The organism is Mycobacterium kubicae (assembly GCF_015689175.1).
Classification (GTDB): Bacteria; Actinomycetota; Actinomycetes; order Mycobacteriales; family Mycobacteriaceae; genus Mycobacterium; species Mycobacterium kubicae.
Genome location: NZ_CP065047.1, coordinates 4163824 through 4182895 on the forward strand (window position 1 = coordinate 4163824; position 19072 = coordinate 4182895).

Annotated in this window: 19 protein-coding genes; 11 read left to right on the plus strand and 8 right to left on the minus strand. The window is 66.4% G+C overall.

Annotated elements, in window-relative coordinates; translation table 11 throughout:
* The first annotated feature begins 15 nt into the window (after window positions 1–15).
* Entirely contained in the window at window positions 16–1503 is a 1488-nt protein-coding gene (locus I2456_RS19485; protein ID WP_163703914.1) for a PE family protein, read from the plus strand.
* Here I2456_RS19485 and I2456_RS19490 read toward each other — a convergent pair.
* Both I2456_RS19490 and I2456_RS19495 read right to left on the minus strand, forming a co-directional pair.
* Window positions 1498–2001: an Rv2253 family sensor-like surface protein gene (locus I2456_RS19490; RefSeq protein ID WP_455639004.1), complete on the minus strand. Its 504-nt coding sequence runs from the start codon at window positions 1999–2001 to the stop codon at window positions 1498–1500. The genes I2456_RS19485 and I2456_RS19490 overlap by 6 nt on opposite strands.
* Before the next feature lie 89 nt (window positions 2002–2090).
* Window positions 2091–2576 (minus strand): NUDIX domain-containing protein, encoded by a 486-nt coding sequence (locus I2456_RS19495; protein ID WP_174814256.1) that lies wholly within the window; start codon window positions 2574–2576, stop codon window positions 2091–2093.
* Between the two features lie 112 nt (window positions 2577–2688).
* Here I2456_RS19495 and I2456_RS19500 point away from each other — a divergent pair, with 112 nt between their 5' ends.
* The 3 genes from I2456_RS19500 (at window position 2689) to I2456_RS19510 (ending at window position 6009) form a co-directional block, all read left to right on the plus strand.
* Entirely contained in the window at window positions 2689–3036 is a 348-nt protein-coding gene (locus I2456_RS19500) for a VOC family protein (protein ID WP_068028178.1), read from the plus strand.
* Between the two features lie 3 nt (window positions 3037–3039).
* Window positions 3040–4527, plus strand: coding sequence for an ArnT family glycosyltransferase (locus I2456_RS19505; RefSeq protein WP_085074867.1), 1488 nt, complete (start codon window positions 3040–3042; stop codon window positions 4525–4527).
* A gap of 261 nt (window positions 4528–4788) precedes the next feature.
* The gene (locus I2456_RS19510; protein WP_085074868.1) at window positions 4789–6009 is read left to right on the plus strand and encodes a DUF6777 domain-containing protein; all 1221 of its coding nucleotides are present in this window, start codon (window positions 4789–4791) and stop codon (window positions 6007–6009) included.
* 29 nt (window positions 6010–6038) lie between these two features.
* On the opposite strand, the gene I2456_RS19515 is transcribed toward I2456_RS19510, so the two are convergent.
* A complete protein-coding gene (locus tag I2456_RS19515; RefSeq protein ID WP_085074869.1) occupies window positions 6039–6914 on the minus strand; it encodes an LLM class flavin-dependent oxidoreductase in 876 nt (291 codons plus the stop codon).
* Between the two features lie 38 nt (window positions 6915–6952).
* Between I2456_RS19515 and I2456_RS19520 the strand changes: the two genes are divergently transcribed.
* Window positions 6953–7366, plus strand: coding sequence for a VOC family protein (locus tag I2456_RS19520; protein ID WP_068028164.1), 414 nt, complete (start codon window positions 6953–6955; stop codon window positions 7364–7366).
* Window positions 7367–7450: 84 nt separating this feature from the next.
* Window positions 7451–7831 (plus strand): VOC family protein, encoded by a 381-nt coding sequence (locus I2456_RS19525; RefSeq protein WP_085074870.1) that lies wholly within the window; start codon window positions 7451–7453, stop codon window positions 7829–7831.
* Here the strand turns inward: I2456_RS19525 and I2456_RS19530 are convergent.
* The 3 genes from I2456_RS19530 to cysD are packed head-to-tail and all read right to left on the minus strand — an operon-like array spanning window position 7828 to window position 11136.
* A complete protein-coding gene (locus tag I2456_RS19530; protein ID WP_068028162.1) occupies window positions 7828–8307 on the minus strand; it encodes an Rrf2 family transcriptional regulator in 480 nt (159 codons plus the stop codon). The two genes, I2456_RS19525 and I2456_RS19530, sit on opposite strands and share 4 nt — an antisense overlap.
* A 46-nt stretch (window positions 8308–8353) precedes the next feature.
* The gene (gene cysC / locus I2456_RS19535; protein ID WP_068028161.1) at window positions 8354–10207 is read right to left on the minus strand and encodes an adenylyl-sulfate kinase; all 1854 of its coding nucleotides are present in this window, start codon (window positions 10205–10207) and stop codon (window positions 8354–8356) included.
* A complete protein-coding gene (cysD, locus tag I2456_RS19540) occupies window positions 10207–11136 on the minus strand; it encodes a sulfate adenylyltransferase subunit CysD (RefSeq protein WP_068028160.1) in 930 nt (309 codons plus the stop codon). Before cysD ends, cysC begins: the two co-directional genes overlap by 1 nt.
* Before the next feature lie 149 nt (window positions 11137–11285).
* Here cysD and I2456_RS19545 point away from each other — a divergent pair, with 149 nt between their 5' ends.
* A complete protein-coding gene (locus tag I2456_RS19545; protein WP_085074894.1) occupies window positions 11286–11711 on the plus strand; it encodes a PaaI family thioesterase in 426 nt (141 codons plus the stop codon).
* A 7-nt stretch (window positions 11712–11718) separates the two neighbouring features.
* Here I2456_RS19545 and I2456_RS19550 read toward each other — a convergent pair whose 3' ends face one another.
* Window positions 11719–12210, minus strand: coding sequence for a beta-class carbonic anhydrase (locus I2456_RS19550; protein WP_085074871.1), 492 nt, complete (start codon window positions 12208–12210; stop codon window positions 11719–11721).
* A gap of 175 nt (window positions 12211–12385) precedes the next feature.
* Here I2456_RS19550 and I2456_RS19555 point away from each other — a divergent pair, with 175 nt between their 5' ends.
* From I2456_RS19555 to I2456_RS19570, 4 genes are read left to right on the plus strand one after another with little or no spacing between them, the layout of a single operon-like run.
* Complete coding sequence (locus I2456_RS19555; RefSeq protein WP_068028311.1) at window positions 12386–13363, plus strand: ABC transporter permease; 978 nt, start codon at window positions 12386–12388, stop codon at window positions 13361–13363.
* Complete coding sequence (locus I2456_RS19560) at window positions 13360–14259, plus strand: ABC transporter permease (RefSeq protein ID WP_085074872.1); 900 nt, start codon at window positions 13360–13362, stop codon at window positions 14257–14259. The genes I2456_RS19555 and I2456_RS19560 overlap by 4 nt, the downstream gene beginning before the upstream one ends.
* Window positions 14256–16094: a dipeptide ABC transporter ATP-binding protein gene (locus I2456_RS19565; RefSeq protein ID WP_085074873.1), complete on the plus strand. Its 1839-nt coding sequence runs from the start codon at window positions 14256–14258 to the stop codon at window positions 16092–16094. The genes I2456_RS19560 and I2456_RS19565 overlap by 4 nt, the downstream gene beginning before the upstream one ends.
* Window positions 16095–16134: 40 nt before the next feature.
* On the plus strand, window positions 16135–17751 hold the full coding sequence (locus I2456_RS19570) for an ABC transporter family substrate-binding protein (protein WP_241008014.1): 1617 nt from the start codon (window positions 16135–16137) through the stop codon (window positions 17749–17751).
* Here the strand turns inward: I2456_RS19570 and I2456_RS19575 are convergent.
* Window positions 17738–19027 carry an alpha/beta hydrolase gene (locus I2456_RS19575; RefSeq protein WP_085074875.1) on the minus strand — a complete coding sequence of 430 codons (1290 nt, stop codon included), beginning with the start codon at window positions 19025–19027 and terminating at the stop codon, window positions 17738–17740. The two genes, I2456_RS19570 and I2456_RS19575, sit on opposite strands and share 14 nt — an antisense overlap.
* Window positions 19028–19072 lie beyond the last annotated feature (45 nt).

Below are 19072 nucleotides of genomic sequence, written 5' to 3' on the forward strand. Positions count from 1 at the left end.
TCGAGGGAGATAGCTATGTCATTTGTCATTGCGCCAGAGGTGGTACAGGCTGCGGCCACGGATTTGGCGGGCATCCGTTCGGCGATACTCGAAGCCTCGCAATCCATTGCGGCTTCGACCACCGCTGTAGCTCCGGCGGCCGCGGACGAAATCTCCGAAGCCATCGCCGCCATGTTCGGCGGGCTGGGTCAGGAATTCCAAGTGCTCAGCGCCCAGGCGCAGGCGTTCCACGCCGAGTTCGTCAAAGTACTGAATTCGGGTGTGGGCGCCTACGTGCAAACCGAGATCGCCAACGCCGAACAGGCTCTCGCGAACGCCTTCGCGCCGCCGGCAGCGAGTGTCGCGCCGGCGGCTTCCGTTTTGGACGGCCTGCTCGGGGGCGGCGGCGGCGTGTTGGGGACCGGCGGCGGATTGCTGGGCGGCACTGGCGGCGGATTGCTCGGCGGGTTGCTGGGCGGCACCGGCGGCGGATTGCTCGACACCGGCGCCCTGGGCGGCATTCTTGGCGGCTTGACGAACGGCAGTGCGCTTTCCGGGCTGACCAGTCAACTCGGGCAGCTTGGCGCCGGCTTGCAAGGTCTGCTGGGTGGCACCAACCTGCTGCCTGCGTTGCAAGGTCTCCTGCCCGGTTTGTTCGGCACCGGCGCCCCACCGGACTTCTTCGCCGCCGTCGCCGCGCCGTATCAAGCACTGTTCAACAACACGATCGCCAATCTGCAGAACCTGGGCAACGCCTTTGCGGCGAATCCGTTCCCGTTCTTGCATCAGTTCATCAGCAACCAGAGCGGCTATGGGCAGATAATCGCCTCCTCCTTCTCGCAATTCGCCGCGACCGGCGCCGTCAACGACCTGCTGCCCATCTTCTCCATCCCCGGCCGAATCGGGCAGAACGCACTCAACGTGTTCCGGACACTGACCGACTTCTCCTACTCGGTTGGCGTCAGTACGGCGAATGGCGCGGTGAGCATCGGGCCGGCATTCTTCGGCCTACCCATAGCGTTGGGTATCGACGCGATCGGTTCGCCGATCACCACTGCGAACGCCATGGCTTCCAGCGCGGCGGCGTTCATGAGTGCCGTGCAGCACGGGGACGGGTTCGGGGCTGCGGTTGCGGCCCTCACCGCTCCTGCCGTCGTCGCCAACGGGTTCTTGAACGGGCAGGTGACGCTCGCCCTGTCGGTGCCCCCGATCAATCTGCCCGTCCTCGGCACGCTCGGGTCCATCACGGTGCCCCTGTCGGCCAACGTCCCGTTCGGCGGAATCCTGACGCCACTATCCAGCCCCACCATCAACGTCGGACCAGTCGTTTTGGGCGGCGTACAAGTGTTCCCGCAGCTACTGGCCGTTCCGCTCGGCGGTACGCCGACTGGCGGGATACTGCCCGGAATGCTGCTCTACCTGCCTCAGCAGCTGGCGCAGGCCATTGGCGCCCCGCCGCTGATCCCGCCGCTGCTCGCGGTACTACCGGGGATCACGCTGCCGCTGACATTGCCGGTGTTATAGGCGCAACGCCGCCACGGGCATTTCCACACTGCCGCGACAGGGGCCGCTAAGGATGTCGGTGTGCCAGGTGCCGCGCAAGGTCCCGTCGGCCTGCGGCGTATAGAAGGCCCAGGACTGGGCGGGTGCCCAGGCTTTTGGGACTCCGTCGCCCATGAAGCAGTCCCACTGAAAGTCGAAGTGTTCCACCCATTTCGACCCGTCCCATACATAGTGTGAGGGCTGCGGCAACGTCGGGTTCTCGGGCGTCGGTCCGTTGGTGGCAGTGGCTATGCATTGGCTCGACGCGCACGTCGTCGTGAAGACGTAGTCGGCGCTGAACGTGGGTTCGGCTTGGCCGGCGGCCTTACTGGTGCCCGTCTTGTCGACGGCGTATCTCACCAGCGAGTATTTGCCGTTCCACGCCGGCGTCACCGCGTGTCCCGTCCCAGCGGGTGTTGCGAGCAGGGCAGCAACCAGTCCGGCTACAGCAACGGTGAAAGATGGTCGCACCACCACCATGGTGGGAGACCCACGACGCGAGCCGGTCTCGGCTCCATCACGAACTTCCTGCGCCCGTGACACGTGGTGCCTGCTGCCGAGCGCAGAAGCTATCGCCCGTCCAGAAGGAACAAGGCGTAGGCGGCGATGGATTGGGCGTCGGCGATCACCCCAGAACGCATCATCTGCTCGACCTCATCGCGAGAGAACCAGTCGCTGCGCATGTCCTGCTCCTCGTGTTCATGCTCGGAGTCGCCCTCGGAAATCCCGGTGGCCAGAAACACCCATCCGCGCTGGCTGCTCATGCCCGGCGCCACGTCGAGCTGACCGAGCGCCTCGAACGTCGTCGCCCGCAGTCCGGTTTCCTCGCGCAGCTCGCGCCGCGCCAGCTCGACTGGTTCGGCGTCCGCCAGATCCGGAGCCGTGCCTTGCGGGAACTCCCAGCGCCGCGCGCCGACGGGATACCGGAACTGCTCGACCAGCCGGAAACGCCGACCGTCGTAGGGCATTACCAGCGCATATGTCGGCTTGTCCACGACGGCATAGATGCCGGGGCTGCCGTCGGGTCGTCGGATGTCGTCTTCTCGGAGCACCATCCACGGGTTTCGATAGACCTCACGGGACGCGACGGGTTCGATGAAGGGCACGCCGACAGTATCGATGCGGCGACCCGGAAGGCGACGATGAGGTGGGAAAGGAGCTCAAGACATGACGCTGAGGTTCGACGAGATCTGTATCGATGCGGGCGATCCGAGCGCCCTGGGGCAGTGGTGGTCCCGTGCGCTGGGTTGGCCGCACGACGTCGACGCCGACGGTGACGTTCGGCTGACCGCACCTGCCGGGGCAGGGCCGAACTGGCTTTTCCTCCAAGTCGATGACGAGCGAATAGTCAAGAATCGCATACACTTTGACTTCCGCCCCGACGACCAGGACGCCGAAGTCGAGCGGTTGCTGCAGTTGGGCGCGCGTCACGTCGATATCGGGCAGGGTGAGCAGAGTTGGGTGGTGCTGGCCGATCCGGAGGGCAACGAGTTCTGCGTGCTGGCGGCGGACTAGGGCATGACACCGGCTCGGCGCGACAAGCTGGTCTTGGTTGCGCTTCTGGTGCTCGCGGCAACGCTCCGGCTGATCGGTCTGCCGGGACGCGGGGAATGGGACGACGATCAGGGCATCGAGATGCTGGCGATGCTGTCGTGGGTTCGCGACGGCCAGATCCCAGCGCTGGGGCCGGTGAGCTCGACCCTCACGGTCCATCACGGTGTCGGCTTCTACTGGATCCTGGCGCCGGCGGCATTTCTCACCGACGCCCACCCGGTGGCAGCCGCTGTCACCCTGGCGCTCTTGGGCATCGCCGGGGTCGCAGCGGTGTGGTGGCTCGGCGCTACCGTCGGCGGCCCCCTCGCCGGTCACCTCGCCGCGCTGCTGATGGCGCTCAGCCCGTCGGCGATCACCGCGTCGACTTTCGTCTGGAACGCCAACATCGTTGCGCCTGGAGCGGCGCTGGCAGCCGCCGCCGCGTGGCATGCGTGGCGGACCCAGCACGCCCGCTGGTGGCTGCTGTCGGCGGCCGGCGCGGTGGTAACGCTCAACGGACATCTGCTGGCGGCGCTCGCGGTGCCGTCGTTCGTGGTGTTGCTCGTCGCCGATGTGCTGCGGCGCGATCGCGCGCAGCGGGTGCGGATGCTGGTGCCGATACTGGGTGCGACGGTGATCATGGCGGTCGGATACCTGTCCGCCTTGAGTCACGAGTTCGGTGGTATCGCCGCTTATTTCAGCGCCGAGGAGCACGGTGGACCGGCGATGCTGACTCGGCTGCGCATCATCGGTCTTCGGGTGTTGGCCTGGCCGCTGACCGGTTTCGCGGAGAAGCCGACAGTGCAGTCCGTGGCGGCGGCCTTGCTCACCGTGCTGGCGTTGGGCTTCGCATGTTTCGCCGGGCCCGGAACCACGCGGCAATTCGGCTGGTGGACAACCGCGACGGCAATATGGGCGGTGCTGGCGTTGAGTGTCATCGCGCCCACCCTTGCCATCCCCTTCGTCGGACTGCCGACCGACCAGTATCACACCTGGTTGGACCCAATCCTGTTCGCGGCCATCGGCGTTGCCGGTGGGCGCCTCTGCGCGCCAGGCATGGCGCTGACTCGCAAAGCCGCCGGTGGTGTACTCGTCGGCGGCTGCGTTGCCTTGACGGTCACCTGCCTGCCACCACTGGCATCGCCCGACGGAGGGTGGCCTCGCGCCGCCGAAACGGCCACCCGCATCCGCGCCCTTACCGGTGATCACTCGATCGCCGTGACAGGGGTCGAAAAGTCCGGCGCTGCAATCGAATTGCCACTGCGCCGGCAATGGGTTCCGATCGCCCCGCCGGCGACGGCGGATTTTCTCGTTGTCACCTGCGACCCGTTGTTCTTCCACAGCACGGTTCTCACCTGCGGCGGACCGGCCGAGGCGGCGTACGCCCGCTGGATCGGGTTTCCGACTGCGCGGGTGGTGAGTCGCTTCGCCGATGGGCCGCGGCGCGTGATCAGCCTGTTCGCGAGTCATTGACCCCGAGCGGCGCGCGTGTGAGTTTGCTACGTTATTTCGCAGCAATCGGGTGACAGCTCTCGGGGAGCAATTGATGGGCAACGGGCTGCAGCGATGACATCTCAGCGCGCTTTTCCGGTGATTGCCCGACGACCACTACCAAGACATGGCGTCCGACCTGAGCGCCCAACTGTGCAGCAAACTCTGGTGGCGCTGGTACTGGCTCTTGCAGTTACGTCCGTGTTATTCGGCTCCGCTAGCTGCTCGAGTGAGAAGAAAGCGGTGCAGCGCGAGGTGGTGTTGCAGTCCGCGAATGCACCGGGCGCGCACCCGTGGACCAGTGACCTCACCACCGTCACCCTGCCCACCGAAGAGGCAACCGGAGTGGTTGCGCCGTCGACTGGCGATGAGACTCCCCTCGATGTGACCGGCACGCAGCCGGAGCTCTACGGCGGCGTGCCCGGCACCCAGGTTTTGGATCGGGACCGGTTGTTGTCGGACCTCGACGGGGACCCGCCGATGGCCGCCGCGTGGCGCAGCGCGGCCGGAACCTCAGACGTCGACGGGTATGTGCACTCCCTGACACCGGTGGTTCTGCTCCACGACACGCGGGTGACCGACTCCTATTACCAAAACGGCGCCGCGACGCGGTTCCAATCGGTATTGCAGGCCGGCACGCCAGTTCTGGTAGACGACAGGGGCGTTCCGCGCGTGCGAGGCACCTCGGGCAGCCCCCTGAGCGAGCCGGAGCGCGACGTTGCTCCCGCCTTCACCGGCAAGGCGTGGAAGACGTTCTCGCAGGAGTCAGTGGTTGCCGTGCAGCCCGCGCCAGCACCCGCCAAGCAGATGCAGCTGCTCACCGTGGTGCCGGTCGGAGAGTCTGCGGCCGATCCGTTCCAGCCCGACATCGTCGTGGGCCAAACGGTCCCCGTTCAGTCCACCAGAACGGCTCCCCCACCGCCCAAGGGCTCGCTACCCCTTGCGCCCTTGCCGACCAGAGCACAGCCCAAGCCGACGAGCGGCTCCCCGCCGACCGGTCGGCCGCTGCCGACGGCCACCCCGTTACCGACTGCAACGCCGCTGCCGACCGCGACTCCCCAACCGACGGGCGAGCCGTGGCCCACGGGAAGACCCCGTCCCACGGGAACACCGGCACCGACCGGCACGCCTTGGCCGACCGGAACCCCGATGCCGACCGGCACGACCTGGCCAACCGGAACCCCTATGCCGACCGGCACACCGATGCCGACCGGCACGCCTTGGCCGACGGGCGTCCCGGAGCCCACCGGGACGCCAGAACCCACGGGTGTGCCGGAACCCACCGGCGTACCGCAACCCACGGGCGTGCCCAAGCCCACCGGCGCCCCGCAACCCACCGGTGCGCCGAGGCCCACCGGCGCCGCGCAACCCACCGCCGTCCCGCAACCTACGGCCCCACCGAAGCCGACCGGCGTCCCGCAACCGACCGGCATGCCGAGACAGACCGGCCCGAGACCGACGTAGCACCGATACCGCCTCGCGACGGGTTGCCGTCAGAAGTCGGCGGCCACCTCGGCCGCTCGCCGCAACTGTTCGATGTCCGACGACGTGGGAATCAGCTGCACCTCGTCGGTGCCGATTTCGGCGAACTTCCGCAACACCGCGGCGAGTTCTTCCTGACTGCCGGCCCAGCCGGTCGTCGGCGCCATCGCGTCGACATACTCGGCCGGAATCCAGTTCATGTAGCGCCGCAAGTGCCGGTGCACCTGCGCCCGGGCGTCCTCCGATGACAACGCGAACCAGAACGATGTCGCGAGATGGGGCGCGGACTTGCCGGCCTGTGCCCACGCGCTGCGCGCCACGTCGAACAACTCGTTCTGCTTGGCCACGTCCAAGTCCAGCGTGGTGCCGGCCAGCCCCTCGGCCCACCCGGCGGCGCTGCGGACGGTCTTGGGCCCGATCGTGCCGACCAGTAAGGGCGGTCCACCGGCTTGCACCGGCGCGGGCCCGACCGGCCGCACGGAATCGGTGACCTTCTCCCCTGCCCACACCCGCTTCATCACCGCGACCCGGTCGGCCATGCCACGCATCGTCTGGCTTTCGGGATCCGCACCGACGGCTTGATAGTCCTCGTGCCTGCCGCCCACCCCGACACCGACCGTCAGACGCCCCTGACACAGCATGTCTCCGCTGGCCAGAGCCTTCGCCAGCATGACCGGATCGTGCAGTTGCGGGACCAGCACCGTGGTCACCAGCCGAACCCGCTCCGTCCACGCGGCCAGCGCGCCGAGCAACGTCAGGCTGTCCGGATTGTCGAACGCGATCCGCTCCCCCCAGCACAGCGACGAGAACGGGCCTTCGTCGATCGCCTGCGCCCAGTCCCTGAGCACCGTCGCATCGAGATCGGGTTCCATCACCGGCATCGTCATCCCTATTTGCACGTAGGCGATTCTGGCAGCATGGCTAAGTGGCCTTAACCAACACGTCCATCGCGCACGTCCGGTTGACCGTGACCGACATCGAGAGGTCCCGGCAGTTCTACGAGAGCGTGTTCGGCTGGCCGGTGCTGTTCGAGATCCCCGAAAACGCGAATGAAGCGACGCGCAGCCAACTGGCGTTCTTGTTCGGCGGCGTCGTGTACGACCTCGGGGGCGCCTTGCTGGGTCTGCGGCCGGTCGCCAACGACAGGTTCGACGAGAATCGCACCGGCCTGGACCACATCGCCTTCCGCCTGACCAATAGGGCCGAACTAGACTCGGCGGCAGCACATCTGGACGAACTTGGCATCCGGCACGAGCCGGTCAAAGACATTGGGCCGTCTTACATATTGGAGTTTCGCGACCCGGACAATATTGCTCTGGAGCTCACCGCGCCGAAGTGACGTGTCGGCGAGGGTGCGCAGAATGACCGGTGTGGCGGCGTGTCGGCGTACCGACACGCACGCTCGCGGGAGAGGAAGGAAGCCATGACGATCAGTTTCAACCACACCATCGTCGCGTCCCACGACAAACGGCAAGCAGCGGAGTTTCTCACCGAATTGTTCGGCCTGCCCAGCCCGACGGAGTTCGGTCCGTTCATGGTTGTCGCGCTCGAGCACGGCGCCTCGCTCGATTACGCCGAGGTGCCCGAAGGTGAGGAGATCCGGCCCCAGCATTACGCGTTCCTGGTCTCCGAGGAGGACTTCGACGCCATCTACGGTTCGCGCGGCTTGCCACACTGGGCCGACCCACGCGGTCAGCGACCCGGCGAGATCAACCAAAGGGACGGCGGGCGCGGCGTGTATTTCCAAGACCCGGCCGGGCATTACCTCGAGATACTGACGCGACCGTACGGATCGGGCGGTTAGCTGCGCGCGGCGCCGTGCCGCTTGCTCTCCTGATCCCGGTAGTCGTCGGCCAGTCGGGCGACATGCCGGGGCAAAGAGCCGGTGGCGACATCGGCCAGCGTGGTTTCTTCCAACACCGAGCGCATGCTGGCCCGCAATGCCCGCCAGACGTCGGTCAAGGACACCGTCGGCCCGGAGTAGGGCAGGTCGCCAAGTCCGATGTCCCGCACGCTGGCCAGCGGGCCGTCGATGCTGCGCAGCACGTCGGCGATGCTGATTTCGGTTGCGGGACGCGCCAGTTCATATCCGCCGTCGCGGCCGCGGTGACTGCGCACCAGCCGGTCGGCGCGCAGATTGCTCAGGATGTCGACGAGAAATTGCGGCGGTATGCCCTGGGCCTGGGCCAAGTCGTCGGTCTTGACCAAAGCGCCGCTGTCGACCGCGGCCAGCTGGATCATGGCCCGCACGGCATACTCCGCCTTGGCCGACATCCGCATGTTCACCGATTGTGCCACCCGTCCCTGCGGAGTCGCCGGGTCGCCGCTAGTGCCGCGAGCCCAGCAGGTCGATGATGGCCTGCGCCTGCTCGTCGAGGCTGCGTTCCGGGGTGATCCGCAAATCCGGGTTCTTCGGGCGCTGATACGGGCTGTCGATTCCGGTGAAGTGGGTGATCTCGCCCGCTCGCGCTTTGGCGTACAAGCCCTTGGGGTCACGCCGCTCGCACTCCACCAGCGGGGTGTCGCAGAACACCTCGAAAAACTCAAATCCCGCGTCGGCGTGCACTTTCCGCGCCATCTCGCGGTGTTCGGCCAGCGGGCTGATGGCCGGTACCAGCACGATCTGCCCGGAGTCGGCGAGCAACGTGGCGACGTGCGCCAGTCGGCGCAGGTTCTCGGCGCGGTCGGCCATGCTGAACCCCAGATCCGCGTTCAGGCCATGCCGCAGGTTGTCACCGTCGAGAACGTAAGCAGGGGTGCCGCTTTGCAGCAGCTTCTGCTCGACCAGCATGGCCACCGACGACTTGCCGGCGCCCGAAAGCCCGGTCAGCCATACCGTTCTCCCCCGGCAGGCCCGGTCCTGCGCGGTGACCAAGGACTTGTGGCGCACCGTGTTCGGACTCGCCGTGCGGGCCGACCCGTCACGCAACACCATGCCGGCCGCCACCGTGTTGTTGGTGTTGGGGTCGATCAGGATGAACGACCCGGTGCTGGCGTTGCGGGTGTACTCGTCGAGCAGCAGCGGCACCTGAGTGCGCAGGGAGATCCGGCCAAGCTCGTTGAGCTTCAGTGCGGTTGCCGTCTTGTCGCGGTGCAAGGTGTTCACGTCGAGGCGGTAGTCCAGCGCGGTGACCCGCGCCCGGGTGGTCCGCGTGGTGTGCTTGATGACGTAGTCGCGCCCGGGCTCCAGCGCCGAGGCATCCGCCATCCAGCACACCGTCGCGTCGAACTCCTGCGCGATACGGGGTTGGTTGTTGGCGCGAGCGATCATGTCACCGCGCGAGATGTCGATCTGGTCGGCCAGACTTATCGAGACGGCCATCGGCGGAAACGCTTCCGTCACAGGCCCATTGGGGCCCTCGATCGCGGTGATCCGCGTGGTCTTGCCGACCGGCAGCACCACCACCTCGTCGCCGGGCCGCATGACCCCGCTGGCCACGGTGCCGGCGTAGGAACGGTGGTCCTGGTGATCCAGGGTGTGCGGCCGGATGACGTACTGCACCGGGAAGCGCACGTCGACCAGGTTGCGGTCACCGGCGATGTAGACCTCTTCCAGATGCGACAACAGCGCGGGCCCCTCGTACCACGGCGCTCGGTCGGATTTGGTGACGACGTTGTCGCCGTTGAGGGCGGAGATCGGAATGGAGGTCACGTCCTGCACGTCAAGACGCGCGGCGAACGCGTGGAACTCGTCGCGGATCAATTCGAACTTCTCTTGATCCCAATCGATGAGGTCCATCTTATTGACCGCGAGCACCAGATGCCGGATGCCCAACAGGGAGGCGAGGAAGGCGTGCCGACGGGACTGCTCGAGCAGGCCGTGGCGCGCGTCGACCAGCACGATCACCAGTTGGGCGGTGGAGGCCCCGGTGACCATGTTGCGGGTGTACTGGATGTGGCCCGGGGTGTCGGCGATGATGAATTTCCGCTTGGGCGTAGCGAAGTAGCGGTACGCGACATCGATGGTGATGCCTTGTTCGCGTTCGGCGCGCAGGCCGTCGGTGACCAACGCCAGGTCGGTGTAGTCGTGGCCGCGTTCCTTGGACGTGCGTTCCACCGAGGCCCACTGGTCCTCCATGACCGCCTTGGAGTCGTAGAGCAGGCGCCCGATCAGCGTGGACTTGCCGTCGTCGACCGAACCGGCCGTGGCGATGCGCAGCAGCGTGGTGGGGGTGGACATCAGAAGTAACCCTGCCGTTTGCGGTCTTCCATACCGGCTTCGGAGATCCGGTCGTCGGCGCGGGTGGCGCCGCGTTCGGTCAGCCGGGACACCGCGGTCTCGGCGATCACCTCCGACACGGTGGCGGCCTCCGATTCGACACAGCCGGTGCAGGTGACGTCACCGACGGTGCGGAACCTAACAGAAGTCTCGAACACGCGCTCGTCGGCGCGCGGCTGCAGGTACCGGTGCACCGCGAGCAGCATGCCGTCGCGCTGAAAAACCTTGCGCCGGTGCGCGAAATAGATCGAGGGCAGGGTGACCTTCTCCGCCCCGATGTAGGACCAGATGTCGAACTCGGTCCAATTGGACAACGGGAAGACCCTGATGTGCTCGCCCTTGTGGTGCCGCCCGTTGTACAGGTTCCACAGCTCGGGACGTTGCGCCTTGGGATCCCACTGCCCGAACTCGTCGCGGAAGCTGAACACCCGCTCCTTGGCCCGCGCCTTCTCCTCGTCGCGACGGGCTCCGCCGAACGCCGCGTCGAACTTGTTCTCCCGGATGGCCCGCAGCAGCGTCACCGTCTGGATCGGATTACGCGAGGGAATGGTCTCGACCACTCGGCCGGCGTCGATGTCGTCTTGCACCGACGCCACCACCAACCGCACCCCGTGCTCGGCGACGAGTTGATCACGGGTCGCGATGACCTCGTCGAAGTTGTGGCCGGTGTCGACATGCATCACGGGGAACGGCAACCGGCCGGGGCGAAACGCCTTCAGCGCCAGGTGCAACATGACGATCGAGTCCTTGCCGCCGGAGAACAGCAGCACCGGCCGCTCGAATTCGGCGGCGACCTCGCGGATGATGTGGATCGCCTCCGCCTCCAGCGAGCGCAAATGGCTCAATTCGTACTGGCCGGCGGCGGGGGCCGCCTTCACAGCGTTCGTCATCGTCGACTTCCTACTTAAGTTGGTAGAAATGATCAAGTTTGTTTGATTTACCAAGTATGAAACCAGCCGGTTCTGCCGATGTCAACGGTTCCGGATCGGATTCGGCGGCCGGCCTTCCGGCGCTGCGGCCGGTGCGAAACCATGAGCGGATGTCGACTCAACCCGAATCAGCCAGCGGCCGCGACGTCATCGCGGCGTTCCTCCCGCAGTCCCCGTTCGTCACCAAATTGGGTGTCGTGGTCGAGCAATTGGGCGACGAGGAAGTTCGGCTGCGGCTGCCGTGGGATCCGACGAACGCCACCGTCGCGGACATGGTGCACGGCGGGGCGATTGCGACGCTGGCCGATCTGGCCGTCATGGCGGCGGCTTGGTGCGGCCGAGAGGCTCCGCCGCAATTGCGCGGGGTGACGGTGTCGTTGGCGCTCGACTTCATGGCACCGGCCCGGGCCACCGACGTGATCGCCGTCGGCCGGGCGCTGCGGCGCGGCCGCTCGTTGGTCAACTGCGAAGCCGAGATCTTTGATGCCGAAGGCACCCTGCTCGCCAAGGCCCTGGCGACCTACAAGGTCGGCTGAGACCCCGCTACGGCGAGACCTCGTTCAGTTGGCCGCTGGCGACGTCGAAGATGAAGCCGCGCAACGACACATGCTTGGTCACAAACGGGCTGTTCTCGATACGCCGCAACGATTGCCGGACGTCTTCCTCCAGATCGGGGAAGGCTTCGGCCGCCCAGGGTGGCTTGACGCCGGTTTCCCGCTGGATGTCGCGCTTGAAGTCGTCGTCGGTGAAGGTGAGCATGCCGCAGTCGGTGTGATGGATCAGAATGATCTCTTCGGTCCCAAGCAGCCGCTGACTGATGGCCAGCGACCGAATCACGTCATCGGTGACCACCCCACCCGCGTTGCGGATGACGTGGGCTTCGCCTTCGTTGATACCCAGCACCCGGTAGACGTCCAGCCGCGCGTCCATGCACGCCACCACCGCGACGTGCTTGCTGGGCGGCAGGGGTAGCGGACCGTTGAAGGCGCTTGCGTACTTGGCGTTGTTGGCCAGGTAGTCGTCGGTAACCGTCACGCAAGCCTCCTCGGGTATGGGATTTGCTGGGCAGACTGACGTCGCGGTGGATCCTAGCAATCGAACGGTTCGATATCACTGGTCAAAATCAGCCCGAGAGCAACGGCCGGGGAGGAAGTACGTCGTTGCCGCCGGTGGCTCGCTACCCTGTCCAAGTGCGATGTGGTGGGCGGGCATGACTCGCTTTCTGGCGCGCCGGTTGCTCAACTACCTCATCTTGTTGGCGCTCGCCTCATTCTTGACCTACCTGCTGACCTCGGTCGCATTCTCGCCGCTGGAAAGCCTGATGCAGCGCAGCCCGCGCCCTCCGCAGGCCGCGATCGACGCCAAGGCGCACGATCTGGGCTTGGACAAGCCCATTCCGATCCGCTACGCCAACTGGGTTTCCCACGCCGTCCGCGGTGACTTCGGCAAGACCATCACCGGCCAGCCGGTCGGTACAGAGCTGGGCCGCCGCATCGGGGTGAGCCTGCGGCTGCTGGTCATCGGGTCGGTGGTCGGCACGGTGCTGGGCGTGGCGCTCGGCGCGTGGGGCGCCATCCGTCAGTACCGACTCAGTGACCGCGTCGTCACCGTGCTGGCGTTGCTCCTGCTCAGCACGCCCACCTTCGTCATCGCTAACCTGTTGATCCTGAGCGCCCTGCGGGTCAATTGGACCCTGGGCGTTCAGCTCTTCGACTACACCGGCGAGACCTCGCCGGGCGTGACCGGCGGAACGTGGGACAACCTGGGCGACCGCCTGCAGCATCTGGTCTTGCCCTCGCTCACCTTGGCGCTCGCCGCCGCCGCCGGGTTCAGCCGGTATCAGCGCAACGCGATGCTCGATGTCTTGGGCCAGGACTTCATTCGTACCGCCCGGGCAAAGGGACTGACCCGACGACGCGCCCTGATCAAGCACGGGTTGCGCACCGCGCTGATCCCCATGGCCACGTTGTTCGCCTACAGCGTGGCCGGGCTGGTCACCGGAGCGGTCTTCGTGGAGAAGATCTTCGGCTGGCACGGCATGGGTGAATGGGCGGTGCGGGGCATCGCGACTCAGGACACCAACATCGTCGCGGCAATCACCCTGTTCTCCGGAGCGGTCGTCTTGCTGGCCGGCCTGCTCTCCGATGTCATCTACGCCGCCCTCGATCCGCGGGTGCGGGTGACATGACCGCCGTGACGCCCTCCGACACAGCAGAATTCGCCTCGCGACGCACCCTGGTGTTGCGGCGGTTCGCGCGCAACCGCTTGGCGGTGGCCGCCTTGGCGGCCCTGGTGCTGTTGTTCATCGGCTGTTACGCGCTGCCCGGGCTGTTGCCGTATTCCTATCAGGACCTGGACTTCGATGCGCTGCTGCAGCCGCCGAACACCCGACACTGGTTGGGCACCAACGCATTGGGCCAGGACCTGTTGGCGCAGATCCTGCGCGGCATGCAGAAGTCGATGTTGATCGGTGTGTGCGTCGCGTTCGTCTCCACCGGCATCGCCGCCACGGTCGGGTCCGTCGCCGGATACTTCGGGGGTTGGCGGGACCGGGCGCTGATGTGGCTGGTGGATCTGCTGCTGGTGGTGCCGTCGTTCATCTTGATCGCCATCGTCACGCCGCGCACCAAGAATTCGTCGAACATCTTGTCATTGGTGCTGCTGTTGGCCGGCTTTGGTTGGATGATCAGCTCGCGGATGGTGCGCGGCATGACAATGAGCCTTCGGGAACGCGAATTCATTCGCGCGGCACGGTTCATGGGTGTGTCCAGCCGACGGATCATCGTCGGCCACGTGGTGCCCAATGTGGCATCGATCCTCATCATCGACGCCGCGCTGAACATCGCGTCCGCCATCCTGGCCGAAACGGGCCTGGGCTTCCTGGGTTTCGGCGTCCAACCCCCAGACGTGTCGTTGGGGACTTTGATCGCCGACGGCACCCAGTCCGCCACCACCTTCCCCTGGGTGTTCTTGTTCCCGGCCGGGGTGTTGGTGCTGATTCTGGTGTGCGCGAACCTGACCGGTGACGGCTTGCGCGACGCGCTGGACCCCGGCAGCCGGACTTTGCGGCGGGGTGATCGATGAGTGCGTTGCTCGAGGTGACCGATCTGGCCGTCACCTTCCCGACCGACGCCGAGCCGGTGACGGCGGTCCGCGGCATCAGCTACCAGGTGAATCCCGGTGAAGTGGTGGCGATGGTGGGCGAGTCGGGTTCGGGCAAGTCCGCGGCGGCGATGGCGGTGGTGGGCCTGTTGCCCGAGTATGCGCAGGTGCGCGGATCGGTGCGGCTGCACGGGACCGAACTGGTCGGGCTGGCCGACGGCGCGCTGTCGCGTTTTCGCGGCAAGGCGATCGGCACGGTGTTTCAGGACCCGATGTCCGCACTCACCCCGGTCTACACCGTCGGCGACCAGATCGCCGAGGCGATCGAAGTGCACCAGCCCCGGGTCGGCAAGAAGGCGGCCCGTGCCCGCGCGGTGGAACTGCTTGACCTGGTGGGCATTTCGCAGCCGGAGCGACGCGCGCGGGCGTTTCCGCATGAGCTCTCCGGCGGGGAACGGCAACGCGTGGTGATCGCCATCGCGATCGCCAACGATCCCGACCTGTTGATCTGCGACGAACCCACCACCGCCCTGGATGTGACCGTACAGGCGCAGATCCTCGACGTGCTCAAGACCGCACGCGATGTCACCGGCGCCGGGGTGCTGATCATCACCCACGATCTGGGCGTGGTCGCCGAGTTCGCCGACCGGGCGCTGGTGATGTATGCCGGCCGGGTGGTCGAATCGGCAGGCGTGCACGATCTTTACCGCGACCGGCAAATGCCCTACACGGTAGGGCTGTTGGGCTCGGTTCCCCGCTTGGACGCCGCGCAGGGCACCCGGCTGGTTCCCATCCCCGGTGCGCCGCCGGCGTTGACGGGACTGAAACCGGAATGCCCGTTCGCTCCACGCTGTCCGCTGGCGATCGACGAATGCCGCGCCGACGAACCGGCGTTGCTGGAGGTCGGCGTGGGACACCGAGCCGCCTGCATCCGCACCGAGCACGTCGTGGGCCGCAGCGCCGCCGACATCTATGGCGTGAATACCGAGACGAATGAGTCGGCACCCAGCGACGGCTCCGTCGTCGTGCGAGTGCGCGATCTGGTCAAGACTTACCCACTGACCAAAGGCGTTGTCCTGCGCCGCAACATCGGTGAGGTGCGAGCGGTCGACGGTATCAGCTTCGAACTGCAGCAGGGCCGCACCTTGGGGATCGTCGGTGAATCCGGATCGGGTAAGTCGACAACGTTGCATCAGATTCTGGAGCTTGCTGCGCCACAATCGGGTTCGATCGAAGTGCTCGGCACTGACGTGACGGATCTGACCAAGGCGAGCCGACGCGCATTGCGGCGCGATATCCAGGTCGTGTTCCAGGATCCGGTGGCGTCCCTGGACCCGCGACTGCCCGTTTTCGACCTGGTCGCCGAGCCGTTGCAGGCCAACGGATTCAGCAAGAGCGATATCCAGGCGCGGGTGGGCGAACTGTTGGGCATCGTAGGGTTGCGCCGCGCCGATGCCAGCCGGTACCCGGCCGAATTCTCCGGCGGGCAGAAGCAACGCATCGGTATCGCGCGGGCACTGGCGCTGCAACCCAAGATTCTGGCGCTGGACGAGCCGGTGTCGGCGTTGGACGTTTCCATCCAGGCAGGCATCATCAACCTGCTGCTCGACCTGCAGGAGCGTTTCTCGCTGTCGTATCTGTTTGTCTCACATGACCTTTCGGTGGTCAAGCATCTCGCCCACCGGGTGGTGGTGATGCTGCGCGGAACGGTGGTCGAGCAGGGCGACAGCCAGCAGGTGTTCAGCAATCCGCAACATGAGTACACGCGCCGGTTGCTGGGTGCGGTGCCACAACCCGAGGCGGGACTTCGTGGCTAGCCGCGCCCGCGCCGTCCTGGGTGTGCTGGTTGCCGTCCTGATGCTGTCGGGGTGCTCGGCCGGTAGCCAGATCGCCCCGTCCACGGGTACCGGTGAGATCGGCACCAGCAGTGACATCAACCCGCGCAACCCCGCCACCCTGCAGGACGGCGGCAACCTGCGGCTTGCGCTCAGCGAATTCCCGTCCAACTTCAACATTCTGCACATCGACGGCAACAGCGCGGAAACCTCGGCGATGCTCAAAGCGACCTTGCCGAGCGCATTCATCATCGGCGCGGACGGTTCCACGACGGTGAACACCGACTACTTCACCAGCGTGGAACTCACCGGCACCAACCCGCAGGTCATCACCTACACGATCAACCCGAAAGCGACGTGGTCGGACGGAACGCCGATCACCTGGCGCGACATCGCCAGTCAGATCCATGCCACCAGTGGCGCCGACAAGGCCTTCGAGATCGCGGCCAGCAACGGCGCCGAGCGCGTGGCGTCGGTGACCCGGGGTGTCGACGATCGGCAGGCCGTCATGACCTTCGCCAAGCCCTACGCCGAATGGCGCGGCATGTTCGCCGGAAACGGCATGCTGCTGCCCGCCAGCGTGACCGCCACACCCGAGGCGTTCAACACCGGGTGGCTGAACGGGCCGGGCGCATCGGCCGGGCCGTTCATCGTGACCAAACTGGACCGGGCAACGCAGCGAATCACGTTGCACCGCAACCCGGACTGGTGGGGTAAGCGCCCTCGACTGGACTCGATCACCTTCCTGGTGCTCGACCCCGCGGCGTCGTTGCCGGCATTGCAGAACAACGCGATCGACGCCACCGGTGTCGGTTCCCTCGACCAACTGATCATCGCCGAGCGCACCAAGGGCATCTCCATCCGGCGGGCGCCGGCGCCGACCTGGACTCACTTCACCATGAACGGCGCCAACGGTTCGATTCTGGCCGACCCGCAACTGCGGCTGGCGGTCTGCGCGGGGATCGACCGACGAACCATCGCCAAAGTAGCGCTGCACGGTCTCACCGGTGACCCGGCGCCGTTGAACAACCATGTCTACGTCGCCGGACAAAAGGGATACCAGGACAACAGCACCCCCTACGACCCCGAGCGGGCCAATCGCGAGCTCGACCGGTTGGGTTGGCGGCGCAACGGCGAGTTCCGGGAGCGCAACGGTCAGCAACTCGTCGTCCGCCTGCTGTTCTACGAATCACCGAACGCCAAGGTGTTCACGCAGATCGCGCAACACAGCCTGGCCGAGATCGGGGTCAAACTCGACCTGCAAGCACGTTCTGGCAGTGGCTTTTTCAGCAACTACGTCAACGTCGGCGCGTTCGATATCGCACTGTTCAGCTGGCAAGGTGACGCGTTCCCGCTGTCCGGGCTCACCCAGATCTACGCATCGGACGGTGAAAGCAACTTCGGCAAGATCGGCAGCCCGGAGATAGACGCCGCTATTCAGCGGACTCTGGAAGAACTCGACCCCGGGAAGGCCCGAGACCTGGCCAACGAGGTCGACAAACTGTTGTGGGCGCAGGGATTCAGCCTGCCGCTGACCCAGTCCCCCGGCACCACCGCTGTGCGCAGCACGTTGGCCAATTTCGGCGCGCGCGGCCTGGCTGACTTGGATTACACCGCTATCGGGTTCATGCGCGATTGATCGCGCGCCGCCGCAGGACTGGGCACCACCGCGGGAGTGGGCGACGCCACAGCACCGGTAATCTCGGCAGCGCGTGTTCGGCTCGCGCCAGTACGTCGAGCGCATTCCAGAGCAGGCGAATGGTCAGTGGTGGTGCCAGCGCATCGAGTTCGGTTACTTTCTCAGGGAGCGCGTCGATATCGCCGCGGGAGACGGCAGCGGCGATCTGCAGCGCGGCGGGCTCGCGGAAGTCGAGCGCACTGTGCGCCATGGTGGGCAGGATCAGCAGCGTCGCACCCGGGACCAACGACGCCACCCGCTCGGCCACTGCCGGGGGTGTGACGAGGTCGCGGCCACCGGCCACCACCACCGTGGGCCATCCGAATTTTGGGAGCTCGTGCACCAGGTCGTACGGTTCGGCCTCGAATTGGTCAGTCGCATCGAGGGTTTCGCTCATGGCGACGGCGGGGTCGAGGGGCAGACCGTCGGGTTCGGCGGCATAGTCAAGCTCGCGGATTGCGATGCGGTTGACCAGGTCGGGCTCGTGGCGGTACGGCACCGTGCGGGTGACGATGTAGCTGACTTTGGACAGCGCACGCCACAGCAGCGTCCGGCCGGCGAGCAGCAGATCGAGATGGCGCTCGAGTAGTTCTGGGCCGCCATAGCCGTAGACCGTCGCGGCGACCTGGCCGTCCGACGGGGTCATCATCCCTATCTCGACCAGGTGCCGGACCTTGGGAGCCAGCCTGGCGGTTTCGGCGCTGTCCCCCTTGAGCAATGCCGCGCGAATGGCGTCGCGCACGAGCGCGATGTCGTGGCGAGACAGCACGGGCCCATCGAGGATCATGGCGTGCACCAGGTGGGGGTGGCGGACGCCGAGGACGGCCGCCAGGTAGGTGCCGTAGGAGATGCCGTAGATGATGGCCGAGTCGACATGGGCGTCGGCCAGGACCGCGGCGATGTCGTCGACCGCCTGGTTGATGGTGATGGCCTCGGGTGGCAGGTCGGCGCCCGAGTCATCGTGCCGCGACATTCCCACGCCGCGGTGTTCGACCATGATGACGTCGAGGCCGGCGGCAGCGGCTCGCCGGCGAAATGCCCTGTAGGCGAGTATCGAGGCCATTCCCGGTCCGCCGGGGATGATGACCAGCGGGTGCGCGGACTTGCGGCCGGTGCGCACGTAGTAGACGTCGAATTCCTCGTTGCTATCCGGCGATACCGGGCGACGCACCGCTCGAACCCCCGGCAGCTTGGCCAATCTCTGCTGCGTTGGCCGCCGCATCACGTTCATGGTCATCGCTGTGGGTCCGCCATAGGTCCATTCTGCCCAGGCGGTTTCGCG

Coding starts and splice junctions, on each gene's coding strand:
- I2456_RS19485 (WP_163703914.1), top strand. CDS start 16: ATGTCATTTGTCATTGCGCCAGAGGTGGTACAGGCTGCGGCCACGGAT.
- I2456_RS19490 (WP_455639004.1), bottom strand. CDS start 2,001: ATGGTGGTGGTGCGACCATCTTTCACCGTTGCTGTAGCCGGACTGGTT.
- I2456_RS19495 (WP_174814256.1), bottom strand. CDS start 2,576: ATGGTGCTCCGAGAAGACGACATCCGACGACCCGACGGCAGCCCCGGC.
- I2456_RS19500 (WP_068028178.1), top strand. CDS start 2,689: ATGACGCTGAGGTTCGACGAGATCTGTATCGATGCGGGCGATCCGAGC.
- I2456_RS19505 (WP_085074867.1), top strand. CDS start 3,040: ATGACACCGGCTCGGCGCGACAAGCTGGTCTTGGTTGCGCTTCTGGTG.
- I2456_RS19515 (WP_085074869.1), bottom strand. CDS start 6,914: ATGACGATGCCGGTGATGGAACCCGATCTCGATGCGACGGTGCTCAGG.
- I2456_RS19525 (WP_085074870.1), top strand. CDS start 7,451: ATGACGATCAGTTTCAACCACACCATCGTCGCGTCCCACGACAAACGG.
- I2456_RS19530 (WP_068028162.1), bottom strand. CDS start 8,307: ATGCGGATGTCGGCCAAGGCGGAGTATGCCGTGCGGGCCATGATCCAG.
- cysC (WP_068028161.1), bottom strand. CDS start 10,207: ATGTCCACCCCCACCACGCTGCTGCGCATCGCCACGGCCGGTTCGGTC.
- cysD (WP_068028160.1), bottom strand. CDS start 11,136: ATGACGAACGCTGTGAAGGCGGCCCCCGCCGCCGGCCAGTACGAATTG.
- I2456_RS19545 (WP_085074894.1), top strand. CDS start 11,286: ATGTCGACTCAACCCGAATCAGCCAGCGGCCGCGACGTCATCGCGGCG.
- I2456_RS19555 (WP_068028311.1), top strand. CDS start 12,386: ATGACTCGCTTTCTGGCGCGCCGGTTGCTCAACTACCTCATCTTGTTG.
- I2456_RS19560 (WP_085074872.1), top strand. CDS start 13,360: ATGACCGCCGTGACGCCCTCCGACACAGCAGAATTCGCCTCGCGACGC.
- I2456_RS19565 (WP_085074873.1), top strand. CDS start 14,256: ATGAGTGCGTTGCTCGAGGTGACCGATCTGGCCGTCACCTTCCCGACC.
- I2456_RS19570 (WP_241008014.1), top strand. CDS start 16,135: ATGCTGTCGGGGTGCTCGGCCGGTAGCCAGATCGCCCCGTCCACGGGT.
- I2456_RS19575 (WP_085074875.1), bottom strand. CDS start 19,027: ATGACCATGAACGTGATGCGGCGGCCAACGCAGCAGAGATTGGCCAAG.